Origin of the sequence: Actinosynnema sp. NPDC050436 (genome assembly GCF_040655415.1) — a bacterium.
In the GTDB taxonomy this organism is placed as follows: Bacteria; Actinomycetota; Actinomycetes; order Mycobacteriales; family Pseudonocardiaceae; genus Actinosynnema.
Window position 1 is genome coordinate 372944 of sequence record NZ_JBFAJV010000005.1, and the last position, 17602, is coordinate 390545.

Annotated in this window: 18 protein-coding genes and 1 riboswitch; of the genes, 11 read left to right on the forward strand and 7 right to left on the reverse strand. The window is 72.3% G+C overall.

Annotated elements, in window-relative coordinates; genetic code table 11:
- Nucleotides 1-91 precede the first annotated feature (91 nt).
- Both AB0I60_RS16570 and AB0I60_RS16575 read right to left on the reverse strand, forming a co-directional pair.
- On the reverse strand, nucleotides 92-649 hold the full coding sequence (locus AB0I60_RS16570; protein WP_360730518.1) for a GNAT family protein: 558 nt from the start codon (nucleotides 647-649) through the stop codon (nucleotides 92-94).
- Nucleotides 646-2718, reverse strand: coding sequence for a RecQ family ATP-dependent DNA helicase (locus AB0I60_RS16575; RefSeq protein WP_360730663.1), 2073 nt, complete (start codon nucleotides 2716-2718; stop codon nucleotides 646-648). Before AB0I60_RS16575 ends, AB0I60_RS16570 begins: the two co-directional genes overlap by 4 nt.
- Before the next feature lie 115 nt (nucleotides 2719-2833).
- Between AB0I60_RS16575 and AB0I60_RS16580 the strand changes: the two genes are divergently transcribed.
- The 9 genes from AB0I60_RS16580 to AB0I60_RS16620 all read left to right on the forward strand — a co-directional run bounded on the left by AB0I60_RS16580 (nucleotide 2834) and on the right by AB0I60_RS16620 (nucleotide 11520).
- Nucleotides 2834-4099: a glutamate-5-semialdehyde dehydrogenase gene (locus AB0I60_RS16580; RefSeq protein ID WP_360730521.1), complete on the forward strand. Its 1266-nt coding sequence runs from the start codon at nucleotides 2834-2836 to the stop codon at nucleotides 4097-4099.
- A 288-nt stretch (nucleotides 4100-4387) separates the two neighbouring features.
- Nucleotides 4388-4981, forward strand: a complete 594-nt coding sequence (gene nadD / locus AB0I60_RS16585; protein WP_360730525.1) for a nicotinate-nucleotide adenylyltransferase — start codon at nucleotides 4388-4390, stop codon at nucleotides 4979-4981.
- A 69-nt stretch (nucleotides 4982-5050) separates the two neighbouring features.
- The gene (gene rsfS / locus AB0I60_RS16590) at nucleotides 5051-5437 is read left to right on the forward strand and encodes a ribosome silencing factor (RefSeq protein WP_360730528.1); all 387 of its coding nucleotides are present in this window, start codon (nucleotides 5051-5053) and stop codon (nucleotides 5435-5437) included.
- Nucleotides 5434-6048 carry a histidine phosphatase family protein gene (locus tag AB0I60_RS16595; protein WP_360730530.1) on the forward strand — a complete coding sequence of 205 codons (615 nt, stop codon included), beginning with the start codon at nucleotides 5434-5436 and terminating at the stop codon, nucleotides 6046-6048. Before rsfS ends, AB0I60_RS16595 begins: the two co-directional genes overlap by 4 nt.
- A complete protein-coding gene (gene octT, locus AB0I60_RS16600) occupies nucleotides 6045-6776 on the forward strand; it encodes a diglucosylglycerate octanoyltransferase (protein ID WP_360730533.1) in 732 nt (243 codons plus the stop codon). The genes AB0I60_RS16595 and octT overlap by 4 nt, the downstream gene beginning before the upstream one ends.
- Before the next feature lie 11 nt (nucleotides 6777-6787).
- Complete coding sequence (locus AB0I60_RS16605) at nucleotides 6788-7627, forward strand: DegV family protein (RefSeq protein ID WP_360730536.1); 840 nt, start codon at nucleotides 6788-6790, stop codon at nucleotides 7625-7627.
- 85 nt (nucleotides 7628-7712) lie between these two features.
- The gene (locus AB0I60_RS16610) at nucleotides 7713-8426 is read left to right on the forward strand and encodes a ComEA family DNA-binding protein (RefSeq protein WP_360730539.1); all 714 of its coding nucleotides are present in this window, start codon (nucleotides 7713-7715) and stop codon (nucleotides 8424-8426) included.
- 278 nt (nucleotides 8427-8704) lie between these two features.
- Nucleotides 8705-11002 carry a DNA internalization-related competence protein ComEC/Rec2 gene (locus AB0I60_RS16615; protein WP_360730542.1) on the forward strand — a complete coding sequence of 766 codons (2298 nt, stop codon included), beginning with the start codon at nucleotides 8705-8707 and terminating at the stop codon, nucleotides 11000-11002.
- A gap of 65 nt (nucleotides 11003-11067) precedes the next feature.
- Nucleotides 11068-11520 (forward strand): hypothetical protein, encoded by a 453-nt coding sequence (locus AB0I60_RS16620; RefSeq protein ID WP_360730544.1) that lies wholly within the window; start codon nucleotides 11068-11070, stop codon nucleotides 11518-11520.
- Nucleotides 11521-11598: 78 nt separating this feature from the next.
- Here the strand turns inward: AB0I60_RS16620 and thrC are convergent, their stop codons facing one another.
- Nucleotides 11599-12861 (reverse strand): threonine synthase, encoded by a 1263-nt coding sequence (gene thrC / locus AB0I60_RS16625; protein ID WP_360730547.1) that lies wholly within the window; start codon nucleotides 12859-12861, stop codon nucleotides 11599-11601.
- 11 nt (nucleotides 12862-12872) lie between these two features.
- Nucleotides 12873-12988: riboswitch (SAM riboswitch) on the reverse strand.
- Between the two features lie 98 nt (nucleotides 12989-13086).
- Between thrC and holA the strand changes: the two genes are divergently transcribed.
- Nucleotides 13087-14067: a DNA polymerase III subunit delta gene (gene holA / locus AB0I60_RS16630; protein WP_360730550.1), complete on the forward strand. Its 981-nt coding sequence runs from the start codon at nucleotides 13087-13089 to the stop codon at nucleotides 14065-14067.
- A 175-nt stretch (nucleotides 14068-14242) separates the two neighbouring features.
- Here the strand turns inward: holA and rpsT are convergent, their stop codons facing one another.
- A complete protein-coding gene (gene rpsT / locus AB0I60_RS16635) occupies nucleotides 14243-14503 on the reverse strand; it encodes a 30S ribosomal protein S20 (RefSeq protein WP_041312187.1) in 261 nt (86 codons plus the stop codon).
- 185 nt (nucleotides 14504-14688) lie between these two features.
- Between rpsT and AB0I60_RS16640 the strand changes: the two genes are divergently transcribed.
- Nucleotides 14689-15489, forward strand: a complete 801-nt coding sequence (locus AB0I60_RS16640; protein ID WP_360730665.1) for a TSUP family transporter — start codon at nucleotides 14689-14691, stop codon at nucleotides 15487-15489.
- Here the strand turns inward: AB0I60_RS16640 and AB0I60_RS16645 are convergent.
- The 3 genes from AB0I60_RS16645 to AB0I60_RS16655 form a co-directional block, all read right to left on the reverse strand.
- Nucleotides 15458-16237 carry a VOC family protein gene (locus tag AB0I60_RS16645; protein WP_360730553.1) on the reverse strand — a complete coding sequence of 260 codons (780 nt, stop codon included), beginning with the start codon at nucleotides 16235-16237 and terminating at the stop codon, nucleotides 15458-15460. The genes AB0I60_RS16640 and AB0I60_RS16645 overlap by 32 nt on opposite strands.
- A 102-nt stretch (nucleotides 16238-16339) precedes the next feature.
- Nucleotides 16340-16576, reverse strand: a complete 237-nt coding sequence (locus AB0I60_RS16650; protein WP_360730556.1) for a hypothetical protein — start codon at nucleotides 16574-16576, stop codon at nucleotides 16340-16342.
- A 1-nt stretch (nucleotide 16577) separates the two neighbouring features.
- Nucleotides 16578-17501 (reverse strand): SPFH domain-containing protein, encoded by a 924-nt coding sequence (locus tag AB0I60_RS16655; RefSeq protein WP_360730559.1) that lies wholly within the window; start codon nucleotides 17499-17501, stop codon nucleotides 16578-16580.
- Nucleotides 17502-17602 lie beyond the last annotated feature (101 nt).

The window sequence follows — 17602 nt, forward strand, 5'->3', positions numbered from 1 at the left end:
ACACGTCCACGACAGATGCGCACGCGTCTGCACCGTCCGGCTGCCGATGAGGCTTGAGGCCGCCACACTGCGTTTGTAGCCGGCAGGTCTCTCACCTCTCGTGTCGGATAGTCCTCCATTCCCGGGCGAGCAGGCCGAACAGCAGGTCGTCCGTCCACTCGCCCTTGGTCCAGGTGTGTTCGACCAGGTGTCCCTCAAGCCGGAAACCCAGTCGCTGCAACAACTTCGCCGATCGTTCGTTGCGTGCGTCGCACTCGGCGGACACCTTGTGCAAGCCGCGCTCCACCACCAGGTGCTCCAGCACCCGCCCCACGGCCTCGGTCGCGTACCCGTTTCCCTGATGAGCGGTTGCGATCGTGTAGCCGATGTCGGCCTGTCTCCTGTTGTGGTGCAGGTGCACGCCCACGTCACCGATCAGCACCCCGCCCGCTTCGACGGCGTACTGGAACCAGCCCGGTTCGGCCGGGTCCAGCGATCCCACCTCCCGCACGAACTCCTCGGCTGCCGCCAAGGAGAACGGCGGTTCCCACGTCTGGTACCTCGCCACCTCCGGCTCCGACCGGTAGGCCGCGAACGCGCGGGCATCCTCCGACCGGAACCTGCGCAGCACCAACCGTTTCGCGCTCAGCAGGGCCTCGGCCGCCGTCACGCCGTGACCGCCAGCGCGAACGGCAGCACGGCCGGTGCCCCCGCCCGGCGCAACAGCCGCGCCGCGACCGTCATCGTCCAGCCGGTGTCGATCCGGTCGTCCACCAGCAGCACCGGTCCTTCCACTGTGGACAGGTCTGGCACGTCGGCGGACTGCACCAGCCCGGCCAGCCGCTGCGCGCTGTTGGCCCGCCGCGCCGCCTCGCCCAGCCAGACCTGGCCGAGCAGCGGCAGCCGGCCGATCGTGGACAGCTGGTGCCCGAAGCTGCCCACGAGCCGTGGCCTGCTGCGCGACCCGACCGTCACGACGCCCACCGGGCGCTCGTCCCACCCCCACGCCGCCAGCACCTTTACGCAGGCGGCGAACACGTCCTCCGGCACCTCCTGGTCCTCTGCGGCGAACAGCGACCGCAACCGGTTGCCCCAGCCGATGTCCGTCAGCCGGCCCAACGCCCGCCCCGTCCCGGCGGCCTCGCCCGCCGGGATGCGCCCGGACAGGCCGACGCCCACCGCCGCCATCCCCGTCGGCCACTGCTTGCGCGGCTCGACCTCCACGCCGGGGCGCAGCAGCCGTTCCCGCGCCGCCGACGCGGCGTCCGGCGAGACCTCCGCCGACCACCCGCTCCCGGTGCAGTTGTCGCACCGGCCGCACGGCGCGGCGTGCGGATCGTCGAGTTGCCGCAGCAGGAACTCCATCCGGCACCCCGTGGTGGCGAGGTAGTCCAGCACCGCCTGCTGCTCGACCTTTCGGGCCGCCTCGATCCGCCCGTACCGCTCCTCGTCGTAGGACCACGCCCGCCCGGTCGACTCCCAGCCCCCGCGCACCCGGCGCACCGCGCCGTCCACGTCGAGGACCTTCAGCACCACTTCCAGCCGGGTGCGCGACAGCTCGACCATCGGCTCCAGCGCAGCGGTCGACAACGTCCGCCCCGCCTCGGCCAGCGCCTCCAGCACCTGCCGCACGACGCGCTCCGGCGGGAACGCCAGCGACGCGAAGTACGCCCAGATGTCCCGGTCCTCCGGCCCTGGCAGCAGCAGCACCTCGGCCCGCTCCACCCCGCGACCCGCACGCCCGATCTGCTGGTAGTAGGCGATGGGGGAGGGCGGTGCGCCCAGGTGCACCACGAACCCCAAGTCCGGCTTGTCGAACCCCATGCCCAGCGCCGATGTCGCCACCAGCGCCTTGACGCGGTTCGCCAGCAGGTCCTCCTCCGCCCGCTGCCGCTCCGCCGGGTCGGTGCGGCCCGAGTACGCCGCCACCGGGTACCCGCGCTCCCGGAGGAACGCGGCCACGTCGTCGGCGGACGCCACGGTCAGCGTGTAGATGATCCCCGAACCCGGCAGCCGGTCGAGCTGCTCGGCCAGCCACCCCAGCCGGGCCTCCGCAGTGGGCAGCCGCACCGCCGCCAGCCGCAGGCTCGCCCGGTCCAACGGCCCGCGCAGCACCAGCGTGTCCGAACCGGCCCCCAACCCGAGCTGGTCGGCCACGTCCCGCACCACGCGGTCGTTCGCCGTCGCGGTCGTCGCCAGCACCGGCACCCCGGCCGGGAGTTCGGTGAGCAACGTCCGCAGCCGCCGGTAGTCGGGCCGGAAGTCGTGACCCCAGTCCGAGATGCAATGCGCCTCGTCCACCACCAGCAACCCTGCCGATGATGTCAGCGAGGGCAGCACCGAGTCGCGGAAATCCGGGTTGTTCAACCTTTCCGGTGACACCAACAATACGTCGATTTCGCCAGACGTCACCCGATCTTGTACATCTTGCCATTCATCCGTGTTGGCCGAATTGATGGTGGCCGCGTGGACGCCCGCACGCGCCGCCGCGTCGACCTGGTTGCGCATCAGCGCGAGCAGCGGGGACACGATCACCGTCGGCCCCTCGCCGAGCGAGCGCAACAACGCGGTGGCGATGAAGTAGACAGCGGATTTGCCCCACCCGGTCCGCTGCACCACCAACGCCCGCCGCCGTTCCGCGACCAGCGCCCGGATGGCTGTCCACTGGTCCTCGCGCAGCGCCGCCTGAGGGCCCGCCAATGCCCTCAACCGTTCTTCGGCCTGTTCGCGCAATGCCATCTCGTCCACCCGACCACCATGGCAGAGGGGCACGACAACGCGGAATCGCCGGCGTGCTCCCGGGCACTGGGAACCTCCGCGACATCCACGACCGGGTGACCGTAGTCTGCTTCTCGTGACTGATGACCTGCGCGAACAGGTGCACGCCGCCGCCCGGCGCGCACGAGTCGCCGCCGACGAACTCGTCCTGGCCACCCGCGAGCGCAAGGACGCCGCGCTGCACGAGATGGCCTCGGCCCTGCGCACCCGGGGCCGGGAGGTCCTGGAGGCGAACGCCAAGGACGTCGAAGCCGGTCGCGCGGCGGGTCTGTCCGACGGCCTGGTGGATCGGCTGACGCTGACCGAGCAGCGGATCGACGCGGTGGCGCAGGGCCTGGAGACCGTGGCCGGGCTCGCCGACCCGGTGGGCGAGGTGCTGCGCGGCTCGATCCTGCCGAACGGGCTGGAGCTGCGGCAGGTGCGCGTCCCGATGGGCGTCGTCGGCATGGTCTACGAGGCCCGCCCGAACGTCACCGTCGACGCCGCCGGCCTGGCGCTGAAGTCCGGGAACGCCGCCCTGCTGCGCGGCTCCTCGTCCGCCGAGCACTCGAACATCGCGCTGGTCGCCATCCTGCGCGACGCGCTGGAAACCGCCGGCCTGCCCGCCGACAGCGTGCAACTGCTGCCGTGCCACGACCGCGCGTCGGTCTCCCACCTGATCACCGCGCGCGGCCTGGTCGACCTGGTGATCCCGCGCGGCGGGGCCGGGCTGATCAACGCCGTGGTGCAGCAGGCCACCGTGCCGACCATCGAGACCGGCGTGGGCAACTGCCACGTGTACGTCGACGCGTCCGCCGACTTGGACGTGGCCGAGCGGATCGTCCTGAACTCCAAGACCCGCCGCACGAGCGTCTGCAACGCGGCGGAGTCGCTGCTGGTGCACGCCGCCGTCGCCGACGACTTCGTGCCGCGCATCACGGCGGCGTTGCAGGCGCAGCAGGTGACCGTGCACGGCGACGACGCGTTCGCGCGCCTGGACGGCGTGCAGCAGGCCACCGACGAGGACTGGGACACCGAATACCTGTCCCTCGACATCGCGGCCCGCGTGGTCGACTCGTTGGACGAGGCGGTCCGGCACATCGCGGCCCACGGCTCCGGGCACACCGAGGCCATCGTGACCAGCGACGTCGCCTCGGCTCGCCGATTCACCGCCCGGGTCGACGCGGCGGCCGTCATGGTCAACGCCTCGACCGCCTTCACCGACGGCGGTGAGTTCGGCATGGGCGCGGAGATCGGCATCTCCACCCAGAAGCTGCACGCACGCGGCCCGATGGGGCTGTCCGAGCTGACCTCCTCGAAGTGGGTCGCCTGGGGCGAAGGGCACGTCCGGCCGTCGTCCTGACCGGACGATCCAGGGCGACCCAGCGGAAGCAGCGAGGGACACATCCGACCGTGGCACCGTCACCCGTCGTGACCGGTGTCACCCTAAGTGGTCGAACATATCTTCAGTCGATCGCGTCATACCCGGCTGCCTGAGGTGTCCCACTGCCGCGTGGCCCTGCTTCGGGGTGGGCCGCGCTCCGGAGGCGGCCCCCTCCCCCTGGGCCGCAGACGGGGAGTCGAGACGCGCGGGCGGCTGTTCGGGGAGCGACCGGCCGTCCGCGCGCCGACCGAACTAGGCTCACGTCCCATGTCCAACCGCCGGATCGGCGTCATGGGTGGCACCTTCGACCCGGTGCACCATGGCCACCTCGTCGCAGCCAGCGAGGTCCAGGCCAGGTTCGACCTCGATGAGGTGATCTTCGTGCCGACCGGCCAGCCCTGGCAGAAGATCGACCACGAGGTCAGCCCCGCCGAGGACCGCTACCTGATGACGGTGGTCGCCACCGCGTCCAACCCCAGGTTCTCGGTCAGCCGGGTGGACATCGACCGGGCCGGGCCGACCTACACCTACGACACGCTCAAAGACCTCAAAGCCACGCACCCGGACGCGGACCTGTTCTTCATCACCGGCGCGGACGCCCTGGAGCAGATCCTGTCCTGGCGCCGCGCCGACGAGGTGTTCGAGCTCGCCCACTTCATCGGCGTCACGCGGCCCGGCTACGACCTGGACGACACCCACCTGCCGAAGGGCTCGGTGTCGCTCGTGGAAGTGCCCGCGATGGCCATATCGTCCACCGCCGTGCGCGCGCGAACCGCCTCCGGCCTGCCGGTCTGGTACCTGGTCCCGGATGGTGTCGTTCAATATATTTCCAAGCGCGCGCTTTACTCGGTGCCGGACTGACGGCGGACGCCGGTACCCTCATTGACTCGTGCGGGCGTATCAGCGCCTGCCGAGGTGATGAGGAGAAACGTGGCAGCCACCGACGAGGCACGACGGTCGGCGCTGGTCGCCGCGAGCGCGGCGGCCGACAAGAAGGCGCACGACGTGATCGTGCTCGACGTGTCCGACCAGTTGGTGATCACGGACGTGTTCGTGATCGCGTCCGCTCCCAACGAGCGGCAGGTCGGCGCGATCGTGGACAACATCGAGGAGAAGCTGCGCGAAGCGGGCCGCAAACCGGTCCGCCGTGAGGGCGCGCGCGAAGGCCGCTGGGTCCTGTTGGACTTCGTGGACGTCGTGGTGCACGTCCAGCACGTGGACGAGCGCAGCTTCTACGGCCTCGAACGGCTGTGGAAGGACTGCCCCCGGATCGAGTTCGACGCAGGCCCGGTCACCGACGAGGTCGCCGAGGCATGACCCTGAACCGGCTCGTGCTGTGGCGGCACGGTGAGACCGACTACAACGCGACCGGTCGGATGCAGGGTCACCTGGACGTGGGGCTGACCGAGACCGGCTGGAACCAGGCGCGGTTCGCCGTGCCGGTCCTGGCCGGCTTCGCGCCGGAGCTGGTGGTCGCCTCCGACCTGCGGCGGGCGCGCGACACGGCGACCGTGTTCACCACCGCCACCGGCATCGGGCTGCGGGTCGACGAGCGGCTCCGGGAGACCAACCTCGGCAAGTGGCAGGGCCTGACCTCGGACGAGATCGAGGTCGAGTGGCCGGGTGTGCTCGACGCGTGGCGTGCGGACGCCACGCTCGCGCCGCCGGACGGCGAGAACCGGACGGAGGTCGCCGAGCGGGCGCTGGCCGTGGTCGAGGAGGTCGACCGGGAGTTCTCCGGCACCGTGCTGCTGTGCGCGCACGGCGGGCTGATCAGCGCGTTGACCGGGCAGCTGCTGGACCTGCCGGTGGACCGGTGGTCGCTGCTCGGCGGTATCGGCAACTGCCACTGGACGGTGTTCACCCGGCGTCCCCGGGGTGACGGGCGTTGGCGGCTGTCGTCGTACAACGCCGGAACCACCCGGTGAGGCTGCTCGTACTCGGTGATTCGCTGACGTTCCACGGCCCTGAGGGGCCTTTGCCCGCCGACAACCCGCGCCTGTGGCCCAACGTGGCAGCAACGGCGCTCGGTGGGCGCGCGGAGTTGGTGGCGGGGTTCGGCTGGACGGCTCGTGACGCCTGGTGGGCGTTGACGGGTGATCCGCGCGTGTGGTCGTTGTTGCCGCACACGGACGTGCTTGTGCTCGCCGTGGGACACATGGACACGTTGCCGTCGCCGTTGCCGACGTTTTTGCGGCAAGGCTTGCGCTACCTCCGTCCGGACGGCCTGCGGCGGCGTGCCCGGAGCGCGTACCGGGCTCTCCAACCGGGGCTTTCCCGGCTGCTCGGCGGGCATCCGGTGGCGTTGCCGCCGCACCTGACGGTGCGCTACCTGGATTCGTGCGTCCGGTCCGTGCACGCGTTCGAGCCGGAGGTGCCGGCGGTCGGGATGACGCCGTCCGTCCACGTGTCCCCGGCGTACGCGAGCGTGCACACGGGGCGTCCGGCTGCGGAGCGCGCCATGCGGGCGTGGTCCTCGCGCGTGGACGTGCCGCTGCTGGACGTGCCTGCGCTCGTCGGTGACCACGTGCGGTCACGGCACGGCAACCCGGACGGTATGCACTGGGGTTGGGAGGGCCACGCGCTGGTCGGCGCGGCGATGGCGGATCTCATCGCTTCCGTGGCGGTCGGCCACTCGGGGGCGGTCGAGCCGTAGTCTCGGCACTCGTGTCCACCACGATCGTCACCGACTCCACGGCGTACCTGCCCGAGGGGTTCGCCGAGCGGCACGGCATCCGGGTCGTCCCGCTGCACGTCGCGGTGGACGGCCGGAGCATGTTGGACGGTGTCGACTTCGGTCCGGCGGAACTCGCCTCGGCCCTGGGGGAGCACCGCAGGGTCACCACTTCGAGACCCACGCCGGGCGAAATGGCCGAGGTGTACCGCTCGGTGCTCGCCGACGGCGCGGACGAGATCGTGTCGGTGCACCTGTCCCGCGAGCTGTCGGGAACCTGGGAAGCGGCGCGGCTGGCCGCCGAGGAGGTCGCCCCGGACCGGATCCGGGTGGTGGACTCGCGGGCCACCGGGATGGGCCTGGGGTTCGCGGCGCTGGCCGCGTCCTCGACCCCGGACGGCGTGCTCGCCGAGAAGGCCGCGGCGGACGCGGCGGCGCGGACCCGGATGTTCTTCTGCGTGGAAACCCTCGACCACCTGCGGCGGGGTGGCCGGATCGGCGCGGCGGCGGCCCTGGTCGGCACCGCCCTGGCGGTCAAGCCCCTGCTGCACGTGGACGACGGGCGGATCGTGCCGCTGGAGAAGGTCCGCACCACGAGCCGGGCGATCGGGCGGCTGGTCGACCTGGCAGCGGCTGCCGCCGGTCCCGGTCCGGTGGGCCTGGCCGTGCACCACCTCGCCGCTCCGGAGCGGGCGGCCGAGCTGGCCACCAGCCTGGACGAGCGGGTGCCCGGCTCGGCCGGCTGCCTGATCTCCGAGGTGGGAGCGGTGATCGGGGCCCACACCGGCCCCGGCGTGCTGGGGGTCGTGGTCCTCCCCGGCGGCTACGAGTAGCCGGTTGTCCACAGCCCCGGATCTCTGTCCACAGATCTGAGGTCGACGCTGGGCGCGCTGCTCCGATCAGCCTAGTGTCGATCACATGTTCGACGAGAAACCGGATACCACCGCAGCCCGCCTCGACGCCCTGATCACCCAGAACCAGGGCAAGCACCGCGCGGACGACACCCCGCTGGTCGTCTTCGCCACCTCGTCCGGCGGGGCCGAGCCGCCCGGCCGGTTGCGCGCCTTGCTGCGCGGCCGGTGGCCGAACTTCGCGTTACCCCGGCGCCCGATCATCTTCAGCGGCGTGCTGGCCGGCGTGGCGCTGGCCGTCGCGCTCAGCCTCTGGTGGCAGCCGCCCGAGCCCGAGGCGCCGCCGTCCCTGCCGCTCGCGGCCGAGGTGACCAAGCTCCCGGAGCACGTGATCGTCAACGTCGTGGGCGAGGTCCCGAAACCCGGCCTGGTGACGGTCACCAGCGGTGCCCGCGTCGCCGAGGCCGTCCAGGCGGCCGGCGGTCCCAACCCGAACGCCGACCTCCGCAGCCTCAACCTGGCCCGCCGGGTCTCCGACGGCGAGCAGATCGCCGTCGGCATCCCACCCCAGGACCCGGAGACCCACCGCGAACCGATCAACCTCAACACCGCGACGAAGGAGCAGTTGGACGCACTACCCGGCGTAGGTCCGGTGACCGCCCAGCGGATCGTGGAGCGCCGCTTGAAACGCGGCCCGTTCACGGCCATCGAACAACTCGGCGAGATCGAAGGGATAGGTGAAGCCAAACTGGCCAAACTCGGCGACTTGGTCCGCCTCTGACCCGGAACCTCCTGTACCCAGCCAGTTCCTCGGACTCCGCACCACTCCGACCGTTTCGCACGCAACACCCGACCTCGTCACCGCATCCCGGCCACCGCTCCGCACCAGCCGACGGATGAACCCCGTCCGGCAACGATGCCTGTTGACCGCTGCTGTCCACAAAGGACAAGAACTTCGGAGGTATTCATGACACGACATCTGCCACGCGCCCGTGGCGTCCGGCGGACCCATCACCGGTCCCGGGGCGTCGATCACAGCCCTGACCGGCGCACCGGGCCGTGAGCTCTCGCGCCCACCTGGTACCCGCCGCCTTGGCGGTCTGGTCGACCGCTCTGGCCGGGCTGCTCTGGACGTGGTGGGCGGGCGTCGCCCTCGGTCTCGTCTTCGCGGCGGTGGGTGGCGTCGCCCTTCGCCGGTGGCGGCCGGCCGCCGTGGCGGTCGCCGTGGTCGGGCCGGTGGCGGCGTGCTGGATCGGCGCGCAGCTCCACGAGTCCGCCCACCACCCGCTCCGGTCTGCGGCCGGGCAGGGCGGCCTGGCGTCGCTGCGCCTCGAACTGTCCGACCGACCGCGCGGTCTGCGGTCCGAGGGGTTCGGGTCGCGGGCCGGCGGGGTCGACCTCGTCCTCATCCGGGCGGAGGTGGTGGACGACGGCGGGCGGGTGGTGGTGCTCGCTCCGGTTGCGGCGTGGCGGGAACTGCTTCCGGGACAACGGGTTCTCGCGCGCGGGACGCTCGCGCCGGCGAAGGCCGGTGAGCTGACCGTCGCCATGCTCAGGGTCCGTGGTCCGCCGCGCGACGTCACGCCGGCACCCGTGTGGCAGCGGGCGGCAGAGGCGTTGCGGGCAGGGCTGCGGGAGTCGAGCGGCACGCTCGACCCGGAGTCTGCGGGGTTGCTGCCCGCGCTGGTCGTCGGCGACACGTCGGGCCTGTCGTCCAGGGTGGTGGACGAGTTCCGCACCTCGGGCTTGGCGCACGTGCTGGCGGTCAGCGGGGCGAACCTGGCGATCCTGTGCGGCGCCGTGCTGTTGCTGTTGCGGCTGCTGGGCTTCGGCCCTCGCGGGTGTGCGGTGGGCGGGATGGCGGCGCTGGTCGGGTTCGTGGTGCTGGCCGGTCCGGAGCCGAGTGTGCTGCGGGCGGCGGTGATGGGTGCGGTGGCGCTGCTCGCGTTGGTGCTGGGGCGGGAGAAGTCGGCGTTGCCCGCGTTGGCGGCCGGGGTGGTCGTGCTGGTGCTGCACGATCCCCAGCTCGCGGTCGATCCGGGGTTCGGGCTGTCCGTCGTCGCCACGGCGGCGCTGGTGCTGCTCGCTCCCCGGTGGTCGGGCCGGCTGCGCGACCGGGGCGTGCCGGTCGGGGTGGCGGAGGCACTCGCGGTGCCGGCGGCGGCGCACCTCGCCACTGCTCCGCTGGTCGCCGGGATCTCGGGCCAGGTCAGCCTGGTCGCGGTCGTGGCGAACCTGCTGGTGGGTCCGGTGGTGGCACCGGCGACGGTGCTCGGGGTGCTGGCGGCCGTGGTGGCGCAGGTCCACCTCGACACGGCGCGGTTCGTGGTCGAGGTGGCCGGGCCTGCCACGTGGTGGCTGATCACGGTCGGCCGGCACGCGGCGGCGGTGCCCGGTGCGGCGGTGGCGTGGCCGGACGGCTGGACGGGCGGGCTGCTGCTGGTCGGCGCGGTGCTGGTGGCCTCGGGCGTGTTCCGGCTGCGGAGGCTGCGGGCGGTGCTCCTCGCGGTGGCCGCCGGGGCGGTCGTCGTGCTGGTGCCGGTCGGCGTGGTCGCGCCGCGCTGGCCGGTCCCCGGGTGGGGCGTGGTGGCGTGCGACGTGGGACAGGGCGACGCGGTCGTCCTGGCCACCGCCGAGCGCGACCAGGCGGTCCTGGTCGACACCGGGCCGGAGCCGGCGGCGGTGCTGGCCTGCCTGCACCGGCTGGGCGTGCGGAGAGTGCCGCTGGTGGTGCTGAGCCACCTCCACGCCGACCACGTGGGCGGGCTGGCGGCGGTGTTGGCGGAGCGGGAGGTCGGCGCGGTGGCCGTGGGGCCGTCGCGGCAGCCGGAGTGGGCGTGGAGGCAGGTCGTCGCGCTGGCGCGCGGTGCCGGGGTCGAGGTGGTGGAGCTGGCGGTCGGGCAGCGTTTGAGCTGGCCGGGGCTGGAGCTCGACGTGCTGGGACCCCGGGCGGTGCCGCGCGGCGAGGAGAACACGGCGGTCAACGACGCGTCCGTGGTGGTGCGGGCGACCACCCCGCTCGGCCGGGTGCTGTTGACCGGCGACGTCGAGCTGGCCGGGCAGGCGGCGCTGCTCGGCGGGCACGTCGACCTGCGGGCCGACGTGCTCAAGGTGCCGCACCACGGGTCGCGCTATTCGTCGCCGGAGTTCCTGGCGGCGGTGCGGCCCCGGGTCGCGCTGGTCAGCGTCGGGGCGGGCAACCGCTACGGCCACCCCAGCGGGGTGGTGGTGGACGCCCTGGCGCGCTGCGGGGCGTTGGTGCTGCGCACCGACCGGGACGGTGACACCGCCGTCCTGCCCGGCCCGGGAGGGCCTCGGGTCGTCCGCCGTGGCGACCCGCTGAACAACGGCGGCTGAACCGGCCGCCGGAAGACCAGAACGCTGCCCGGTCGAGCGACCGGGCCGACGAGAGGAGCACGACCATGAGCGACCGCAACACCTGGGTCCGGCTGCACACCGGCTGGTCGCCGCGCGAACTCGGCTGGGCGCTGTGGCAGCCCGGCTACTCCGCGCACCCGTGGCCCACGGCGGACCTGAGGCCGTCGTTCGAGTTCTACCTGTGCGAGGACCTGCCGACAGGCAGCCGGGGGATCGTGGCGCGGGCGAAGGTCACGAGGACCGTGGGCACCGTGGAGGTGGCTTCGCCGCAGGAGGCGTACCAGGAGATCGCCGACGCGCTGTTCGACGACGACCTGTCGATAGCGCCCGAGGACTGGCGCGCGAACCGGTACAACGGGCACAAGACGGCGTCACCGTGGCCGCAGCAGCTCACCGCGTGGCGGGCCGAGACCGAGGAGGTCGGGCCGTACCTGCTGCCCGAACTCTCGTCGTTCCCGCGCACCGGGTGGCTGCGGGTTCCGGACATCGTCTTGTGACCGGTCCGGTGGCGCGTTCGGCCCGCGCGCCGGGCACCTCCTGGGCGGGGGCGTGGCGCGCGAGCCGGTCGGGCGGAATCAGTCCTTCAGCGCGTTCAGCACGGCCTCGGCCGAGGGCGGGACGTTGGCGCGGGGACCGACGCGGTTGCCGAGGGCGTCGAGGGTCTTCAGGCCGTCGCCGGTGATCAGCAGCACCGTTTCGGCGTCCGGGTCGAGCTGACCGGTCTCGATGAGCTTCTTCGCCGTGGCGACGGTCACGCCGCCGGCCGTCTCGGCGAAGATGCCCTCGGTGCGGGCCAGCAGGCGGATGCCCTCGACCACTTCCTCGTCGGTGACGTCCTCGATCGCGCCGTTGGTGCGGCGGACCGCGTCCAGCACGTACGGGCCGTCCGCCGGGGCGCCGATCGCCAGCGAGCGGGCGATCGTGTCCGGGCGGACCGGGGACACCACGTCCTGGCCGGACTTGAACGCCGCCGCGACCGGGGAGCAGCCGGTCGCCTGGGCGCCGAAGACCTTGTACGGGGTGGCCTCGACCAGGCCGAGTTCGCCGAACTCGCGGAACGCCTTGTCGACCTTGGTCAGCTGCGAGCCGGACGCGATGGGCACCACGACCTGGTCGGGCAGCCGCCAGCCGAGCTGCTCGGCCACCTCGTAGCCCAGGGTCTTGGAGCCCTCGGCGTAGTAGGGGCGGACGTTGACGTTGACGAACGCCCAGTCCTCGTGCTCGGCGGCCAGCTCCTGCGCGAGGCGGTTCACGTCGTCGTAGTTGCCGTCGACGGTGATCAGGTTGCCGTCGTAGACGGCGGTCATGAGGATCTTGGCCTGCTCCAGGGAGGAGGGCACCAGCACGACCGACTGCCAGCCGGCGCGGGCGGCGGCGGCGGCCACGGCGTTGGCCAGGTTGCCGGTCGAGGGGCAGGCCAGGACCTTGAAGCCCAGTTCACGGGCGGCGGCGAGGGCGACGCCGACGACGCGGTCCTTGAACGAGTGGGTGGGGTTGCCGGTGTCGTCCTTGACCCAGACCTTGCGCACGCCCAGGGCCTTGGCGAGGCGGTCGGCCTCGACCAGGCGGGTGGCGCCGGGGTTGGTGTTGGGGTGCGACTCGACGTCGGCGGGGACCGGGAGCAGGCCGCGGTAGCGCCAGATCGACCGGGGGCCCGCCTCGATGTCCTCGCGGCGGACGCGGCCGAAGTCGTAGGCGACCTCCAGCGGCCCGAAGCACTCCAGACAGGCGTATTCCGGCGCGAGCGGGGTCTCGTGGCCGCATTCACGACACGACAGGGCACGAGCCGGGCCGAGGTCGAAGGAGGTGGTGGCCGAGGGCACACTGACAGCAGTCATCGCGAGGTATCTCCTCATCTTTCCCGCGTCGCGGGTCGGAATTGGCACCGTGGTCGTCGCAGCGGACGCTGCGCGACGGGTTGCCGGGGCTTCTTCGGGCCGATCCCTCTGCCCCTCTGGATGAGCGGTATTCAGTTGTGGCGTCCAACTTACGGCACGATCCCGACCGGCAGCCAGATCCGTCCACCATCCGGACGCGTTCCGGGGCGTGGGAGGATCGGGTCCGTGAGCGCGTCCGCAGTTACTCCAGACCCCGTGCACCTGGTCGTCGGCGAGGAAGAGTTGCTGGTCGAGCGCGCGGTGCGCGGTGCGCTGGCCGTGGCTCGCCAGGTCGATCCGCAGGCCGACCTGACCAGGGTGAAGGTGACTGAACTCACCCCTCCTGAGCTGGCCGAACTGGTGAGCCCCTCGCTGTTCGCAGAGGGGCGGGTGATCGCGCTGGACGCCGCCCAGGAGGCGGGCAAGGAGATCGCCGAGGCGGTCATCGCCTACGCCAAGGCGCCGGCCGACGGGGTGACCCTGGTCGTCGTGCACACCGGCGGCGGGCGCAGCAAGGTGGCCAAGGAGCTGCCCGCCGCGCTGCGCAAGGCCGGGGCGGCGGTGACCGAGTGCCCCAAGATCACCAAGGCGGCCGAGCGCGAGGCGTTCGTGCGCAACGAGATCCGCTCGGCGGGCGGCAAGGCCGACCCGGAGGCGGTTGGGGCGTTGATCGAGGCGATCGGGTCGGACCTGCGGGAGCTGGCGGCGGCGGCCTCGCAACTGGTGTCCGACACGGGCGGCAAGGTCGACGCGGACGCCGTCCACCGCTACCACCGGGGGCGGGCCGAGGTGACCGGCTTCGCGGTGGCCGAGAAGGCCGTGATGGGCGACCGGGGCGGCGCGCTGGAGGCCCTGCGCTGGGCGACCCAGACCGGTGTGCCGCACGTGCTGGTGGCCGACGCGCTGGCCGACGCGGTGCGGACCATCGCGCGGGTCTCGGCGGTGGGGCGGGGCGATCCTTTCAAGCTGGCCGGCGAGTTGGGGATGCCGCCGTGGAAGGTGAAGAAGGCGCAGGGGCAGGCGCGCGGCTGGGACGGTGACGGGTTGGCGGCGGCCATGTCGGTGGTCGCGGGGCTCAACGCCGACGTGAAGGGGGTGGCCGCCGACTCGGGCTACGCCCTGGAGCGGGCGGTGCTCAGGATCGTCGCGGCGTACGGGCGGCGCTGAGCCCGGAGCGGCGTTGCGGTGGGACGGTGCGGCACGGACGGTGCGGCACGCGGGACCGACGGCGTGGTGTGGTGCGGCGCGGCACGTGGGACGGGTGCCGGGTGCCGGGAAAAGCGAAGCGCCGCGCCCTCCGGAGAGGGGCGGCGCTTCGGGAGCTCTGCTCAGATCCGGGTGATCAGATCTGGTTGGCGCGTCGGGCCAGGGCCGACTTCTTGTTGGCGGCCTGGTTGGCGTGGATCACGCCCTTGGTGACGGCCTTGTCGAGCTTGCGGGAAGCCTCGCGGGCGAGGGCGACGGCCTTGTCCTTGTCGCCCGCCTCGGCGGCCTCACGGAACTTGCGGATCGCGGTCTTCAGCGACGACTTGACGGCCTTGTTGCGCAGCCGCGCCTTCTCGTTCGTCTTGATCCGCTTGAGCTGGGACTTGATGTTCGCCACGCGAAAGCCACCGTTTCCTCGGTCTTGGGGTCGCATCGCGCTGTGATCGGCCCCACCGGAGTGGGCTTCCTCCATTGCGGAATGCCGCGCGATACGGCTGCCGAGGTTATCAGGGCTGCTCGGGGCAGCGCGCACCGGTCCTCGGCGGAAAAACAGTACACGCGTCCGGTTACCCTGATCGGGTGATGACCGCTCTGGACTGGCCCGGGTTCGGGCAGGTGACGCTCGCCGGCCTCCTCTTCCTCTGCGTGGCCGCCGCCCTCGCCGGCGCGGTGGACGCGGTGGTGGGTGGGGGCGGGCTGATCCAGCTCCCGGCGTTGTTGCTGGTCGGGCCAGGTGGGCAGCCGCTCTACGCGCTGGCCACGAACAAGGTCGCGGCGGTCGTCGGCACGGCTTCCGCAGTCGGTGCGTACGCGCGGCAGACGACGATCGACTGGGCGTCGGCGATCCCGATGGCGGTCGCGGCGTTCGCCGGGGCCACGGGTGGGGCGGCCTTTGCGGGCGCGCTCGAACCCGGGGTGCTCAACGGTGTGGTGCTGGTCGCGTTGGTCGGTGTCGGGCTCTACACGTGGCGCAAGCCCGACCTCGGCGTGGCCGAGACGCCGAGGTTCGGCCGGGTCGCCCAGGTCTGCGTGATGGCGGCGGGTGGCGCGGTGGTCGGCTTCTACGACGGGCTGGCCGGGCCGGGTACCGGGGCGTTCCTGGTGTTCCTGCTGGTGGGCCTGGTGGGCTTCGCGTTCCTGCGGGCGTCGGCGACGGCCAAGATCGTGAACGTGGCGACGAACCTGGGCGCGCTGCTCTACTTCGTCCCGACCGGCAAGGTGCTGTGGGGGCTCGGTCTGGTCCTGGCGGTGTGCAACCTCGGCGGTGCGGTGTTCGGGGCGCGGCTGGCGGTGCGGCGCGGGTCCGCGTTCGTCCGGCGGGTGTTCCTGACCGTGGTCGTGGCGCTGGTGGTCAGCCTGGGGTGGAAGGCGGCGGTTGGATGACCTTGAACGTCGCGCCCATCGGGTCGCCCACGGTGGCGAACCGGCCGAACAGCGAATCGGCGACCGCGCCGACCGGGATGCCGCCCAGGTCCCGCGCCCGGTCCAGGGTGCCGTCCACGTCGGACACCTGGAAGTAGGTCATCCAGTGCGCCGGGATCTCCGCCGGGATGCCGTCGTCCATGCCGAACACCCCGCCCACCGTGTGGCCGGCCACCTGGAGCTGGGTGTAGGGGAAGTCCGGTAGCGGCTCCAGGTCGAACTCGAACACCTCGCGGTAGAACCCGGTCGCCCCGTCGGGGTCGCGGGTGGCCAGCTCGTTCCACACCACCGCGCCCGGCTCGTTCACCACGTACGCGCCGATGTGCTCGCCCGCTTCCCACAGCCCGAACGCCGCGCCGGTCGGGTCGACCGCGATCGCGCCCCGACCCGGACCGCCGGTGTCGAACTCCGGCACCAGGACCTTGCCGCCGGTCGCCGCGATCCGCTCCAGGGACTCGTCCAGGTCGTCGGTGGCCAGGTACGTCGTCCAGACGACCGGGAACATCGCGTCGCGGGGCATCTCGCCGAAGCCCGCGACCGGACGGCCGCGCACCAGGGCCATCGTGTAGCGCCCGGTCTCGGGGCCGCCGATCTCGAAGTCCCAGCCGAACAGCGCGCCGTAGAACTCCATGGTGGCTACGCGGTCGGTGGTCATCATGTCCACCCAGGCGGGGGTGCCCGGCGCGTACGGGGCGTTCAGCTCGCTCACCCCGTCAACGGTCGCACCGGGTGCGATGGGCCGCGAGTCGATCACCGGGTGGCGAGACAGCCGCCCGATCGTTCCTCGCGGAACGGTCGGGCGGCTGCTAGGTCAGGCGCTCGGTGGCTCGTCGTCTTCCGGGTCGCTGGGCCGGGCGTCCTTGCGGGGTCTGCCGCGCCGGGTCGGGGCGGCTGTCCCGGCCGGGAGGCGGCCCGCCTCGGCCAGCGCCCGGCGGAGCAGGAACTCCATCTGCGCGTTGGTGCTGCGCAGCTCGTCGTTCGCCCACCTGGTCAGCGCGTCGTGCACGGCTGGGTCGAGGCGCAGCAGGACGCTCTTGCGCTCGCCCACGTCAGTGGTACAGCGAACCGGTGTTCACGACGGGCTGCGTCGACCGGTCACCGCACAGGACCACCAGCAGGTTCGACACCATGGCCGCCTTGCGCTCCTCGTCCAGCTCCACCACGTCCTTCTCGGCCAGCTTGTCCAGCGCCATCTCCACCATGCCGACCGCGCCCTCCACGATCCGCTGCCGGGCCGCGATGACCGCGCCCGCCTGCTGGCGCTGGAGCATCGCGTGGGCGATCTCCGGGGCGTACGCGAGGTGCGTCAGCCTCGATTCGATCACCTTGACGCCGGCCGCCTGCACGCGGGCCGCGATCTCCACCGACAGGGTCTCGGTGATCTCGTCCGCGTTCTCCCGCAGCGACAGGCCGGCCTCGTCGTGGTTGTCGTACGGGTAGCTGGTGGCGATGTGCCGCACGGCCGTCTCGGTCTGGATGCCGACGAACCGCACGAAGTCGTCCACCTCGAACTTCGCCCGCGCGGTGTCGTCCACCTGCCACACCACGACCGCCGCGATCTCGATCGGGTTGCCGTCGGCGTCGTTGACCTTCAGGGCGGCCGTCTCGTGGTTGCGGATCCTGGTCGACACCTTCACCCTCGTGGTGAACGGGTTCGCCCAGCGCAGGCCGTCCTCGCGGACCGTGCCGGTGTAGCGGCCCAGGAACTGGAGGACCCGCGCCTCACCGGGCGCGACGGTGAACAGCCCGCCGCCGGTGATGACGCCCGCCACGGCGATCAGCGCGCCACCGATGATCAGCACGACGTTGGGGTCGCCCGACCCGAACGCGAACCCGAGCACGGCCACCGCCGCCCCTCCCAGCACCAGCACCACCGAGATGCCCAGCGCGGCCCAGCCGGACACCTCCGACGCCTGGCGCTCACGCACGGCCGGTGCGGGCATCCGCACGATCACATCGGTCGTCGCGTTCATCGCTCCACCCCTCGCTCGTCTATCGCTTTCTTAGCAAAGTGATATCACTTTTGCGGCGGGGTGGGCAAGTCGGTGGCACCCCGGTCCCGGAGGCGAACCTC

Coding starts and splice junctions, on each gene's coding strand:
- AB0I60_RS16610 (WP_360730539.1), top strand. CDS start 7,713: ATGTTCGACGAGAAACCGGATACCACCGCAGCCCGCCTCGACGCCCTG.
- AB0I60_RS16655 (WP_360730559.1), bottom strand. CDS start 17,501: ATGAACGCGACGACCGATGTGATCGTGCGGATGCCCGCACCGGCCGTG.
- AB0I60_RS16595 (WP_360730530.1), top strand. CDS start 5,434: ATGACCCTGAACCGGCTCGTGCTGTGGCGGCACGGTGAGACCGACTAC.
- AB0I60_RS16575 (WP_360730663.1), bottom strand. CDS start 2,718: ATGGCATTGCGCGAACAGGCCGAAGAACGGTTGAGGGCATTGGCGGGC.
- AB0I60_RS16620 (WP_360730544.1), top strand. CDS start 11,068: ATGAGCGACCGCAACACCTGGGTCCGGCTGCACACCGGCTGGTCGCCG.
- thrC (WP_360730547.1), bottom strand. CDS start 12,861: ATGACTGCTGTCAGTGTGCCCTCGGCCACCACCTCCTTCGACCTCGGC.
- AB0I60_RS16640 (WP_360730665.1), top strand. CDS start 14,689: ATGACCGCTCTGGACTGGCCCGGGTTCGGGCAGGTGACGCTCGCCGGC.
- nadD (WP_360730525.1), top strand. CDS start 4,388: ATGTCCAACCGCCGGATCGGCGTCATGGGTGGCACCTTCGACCCGGTG.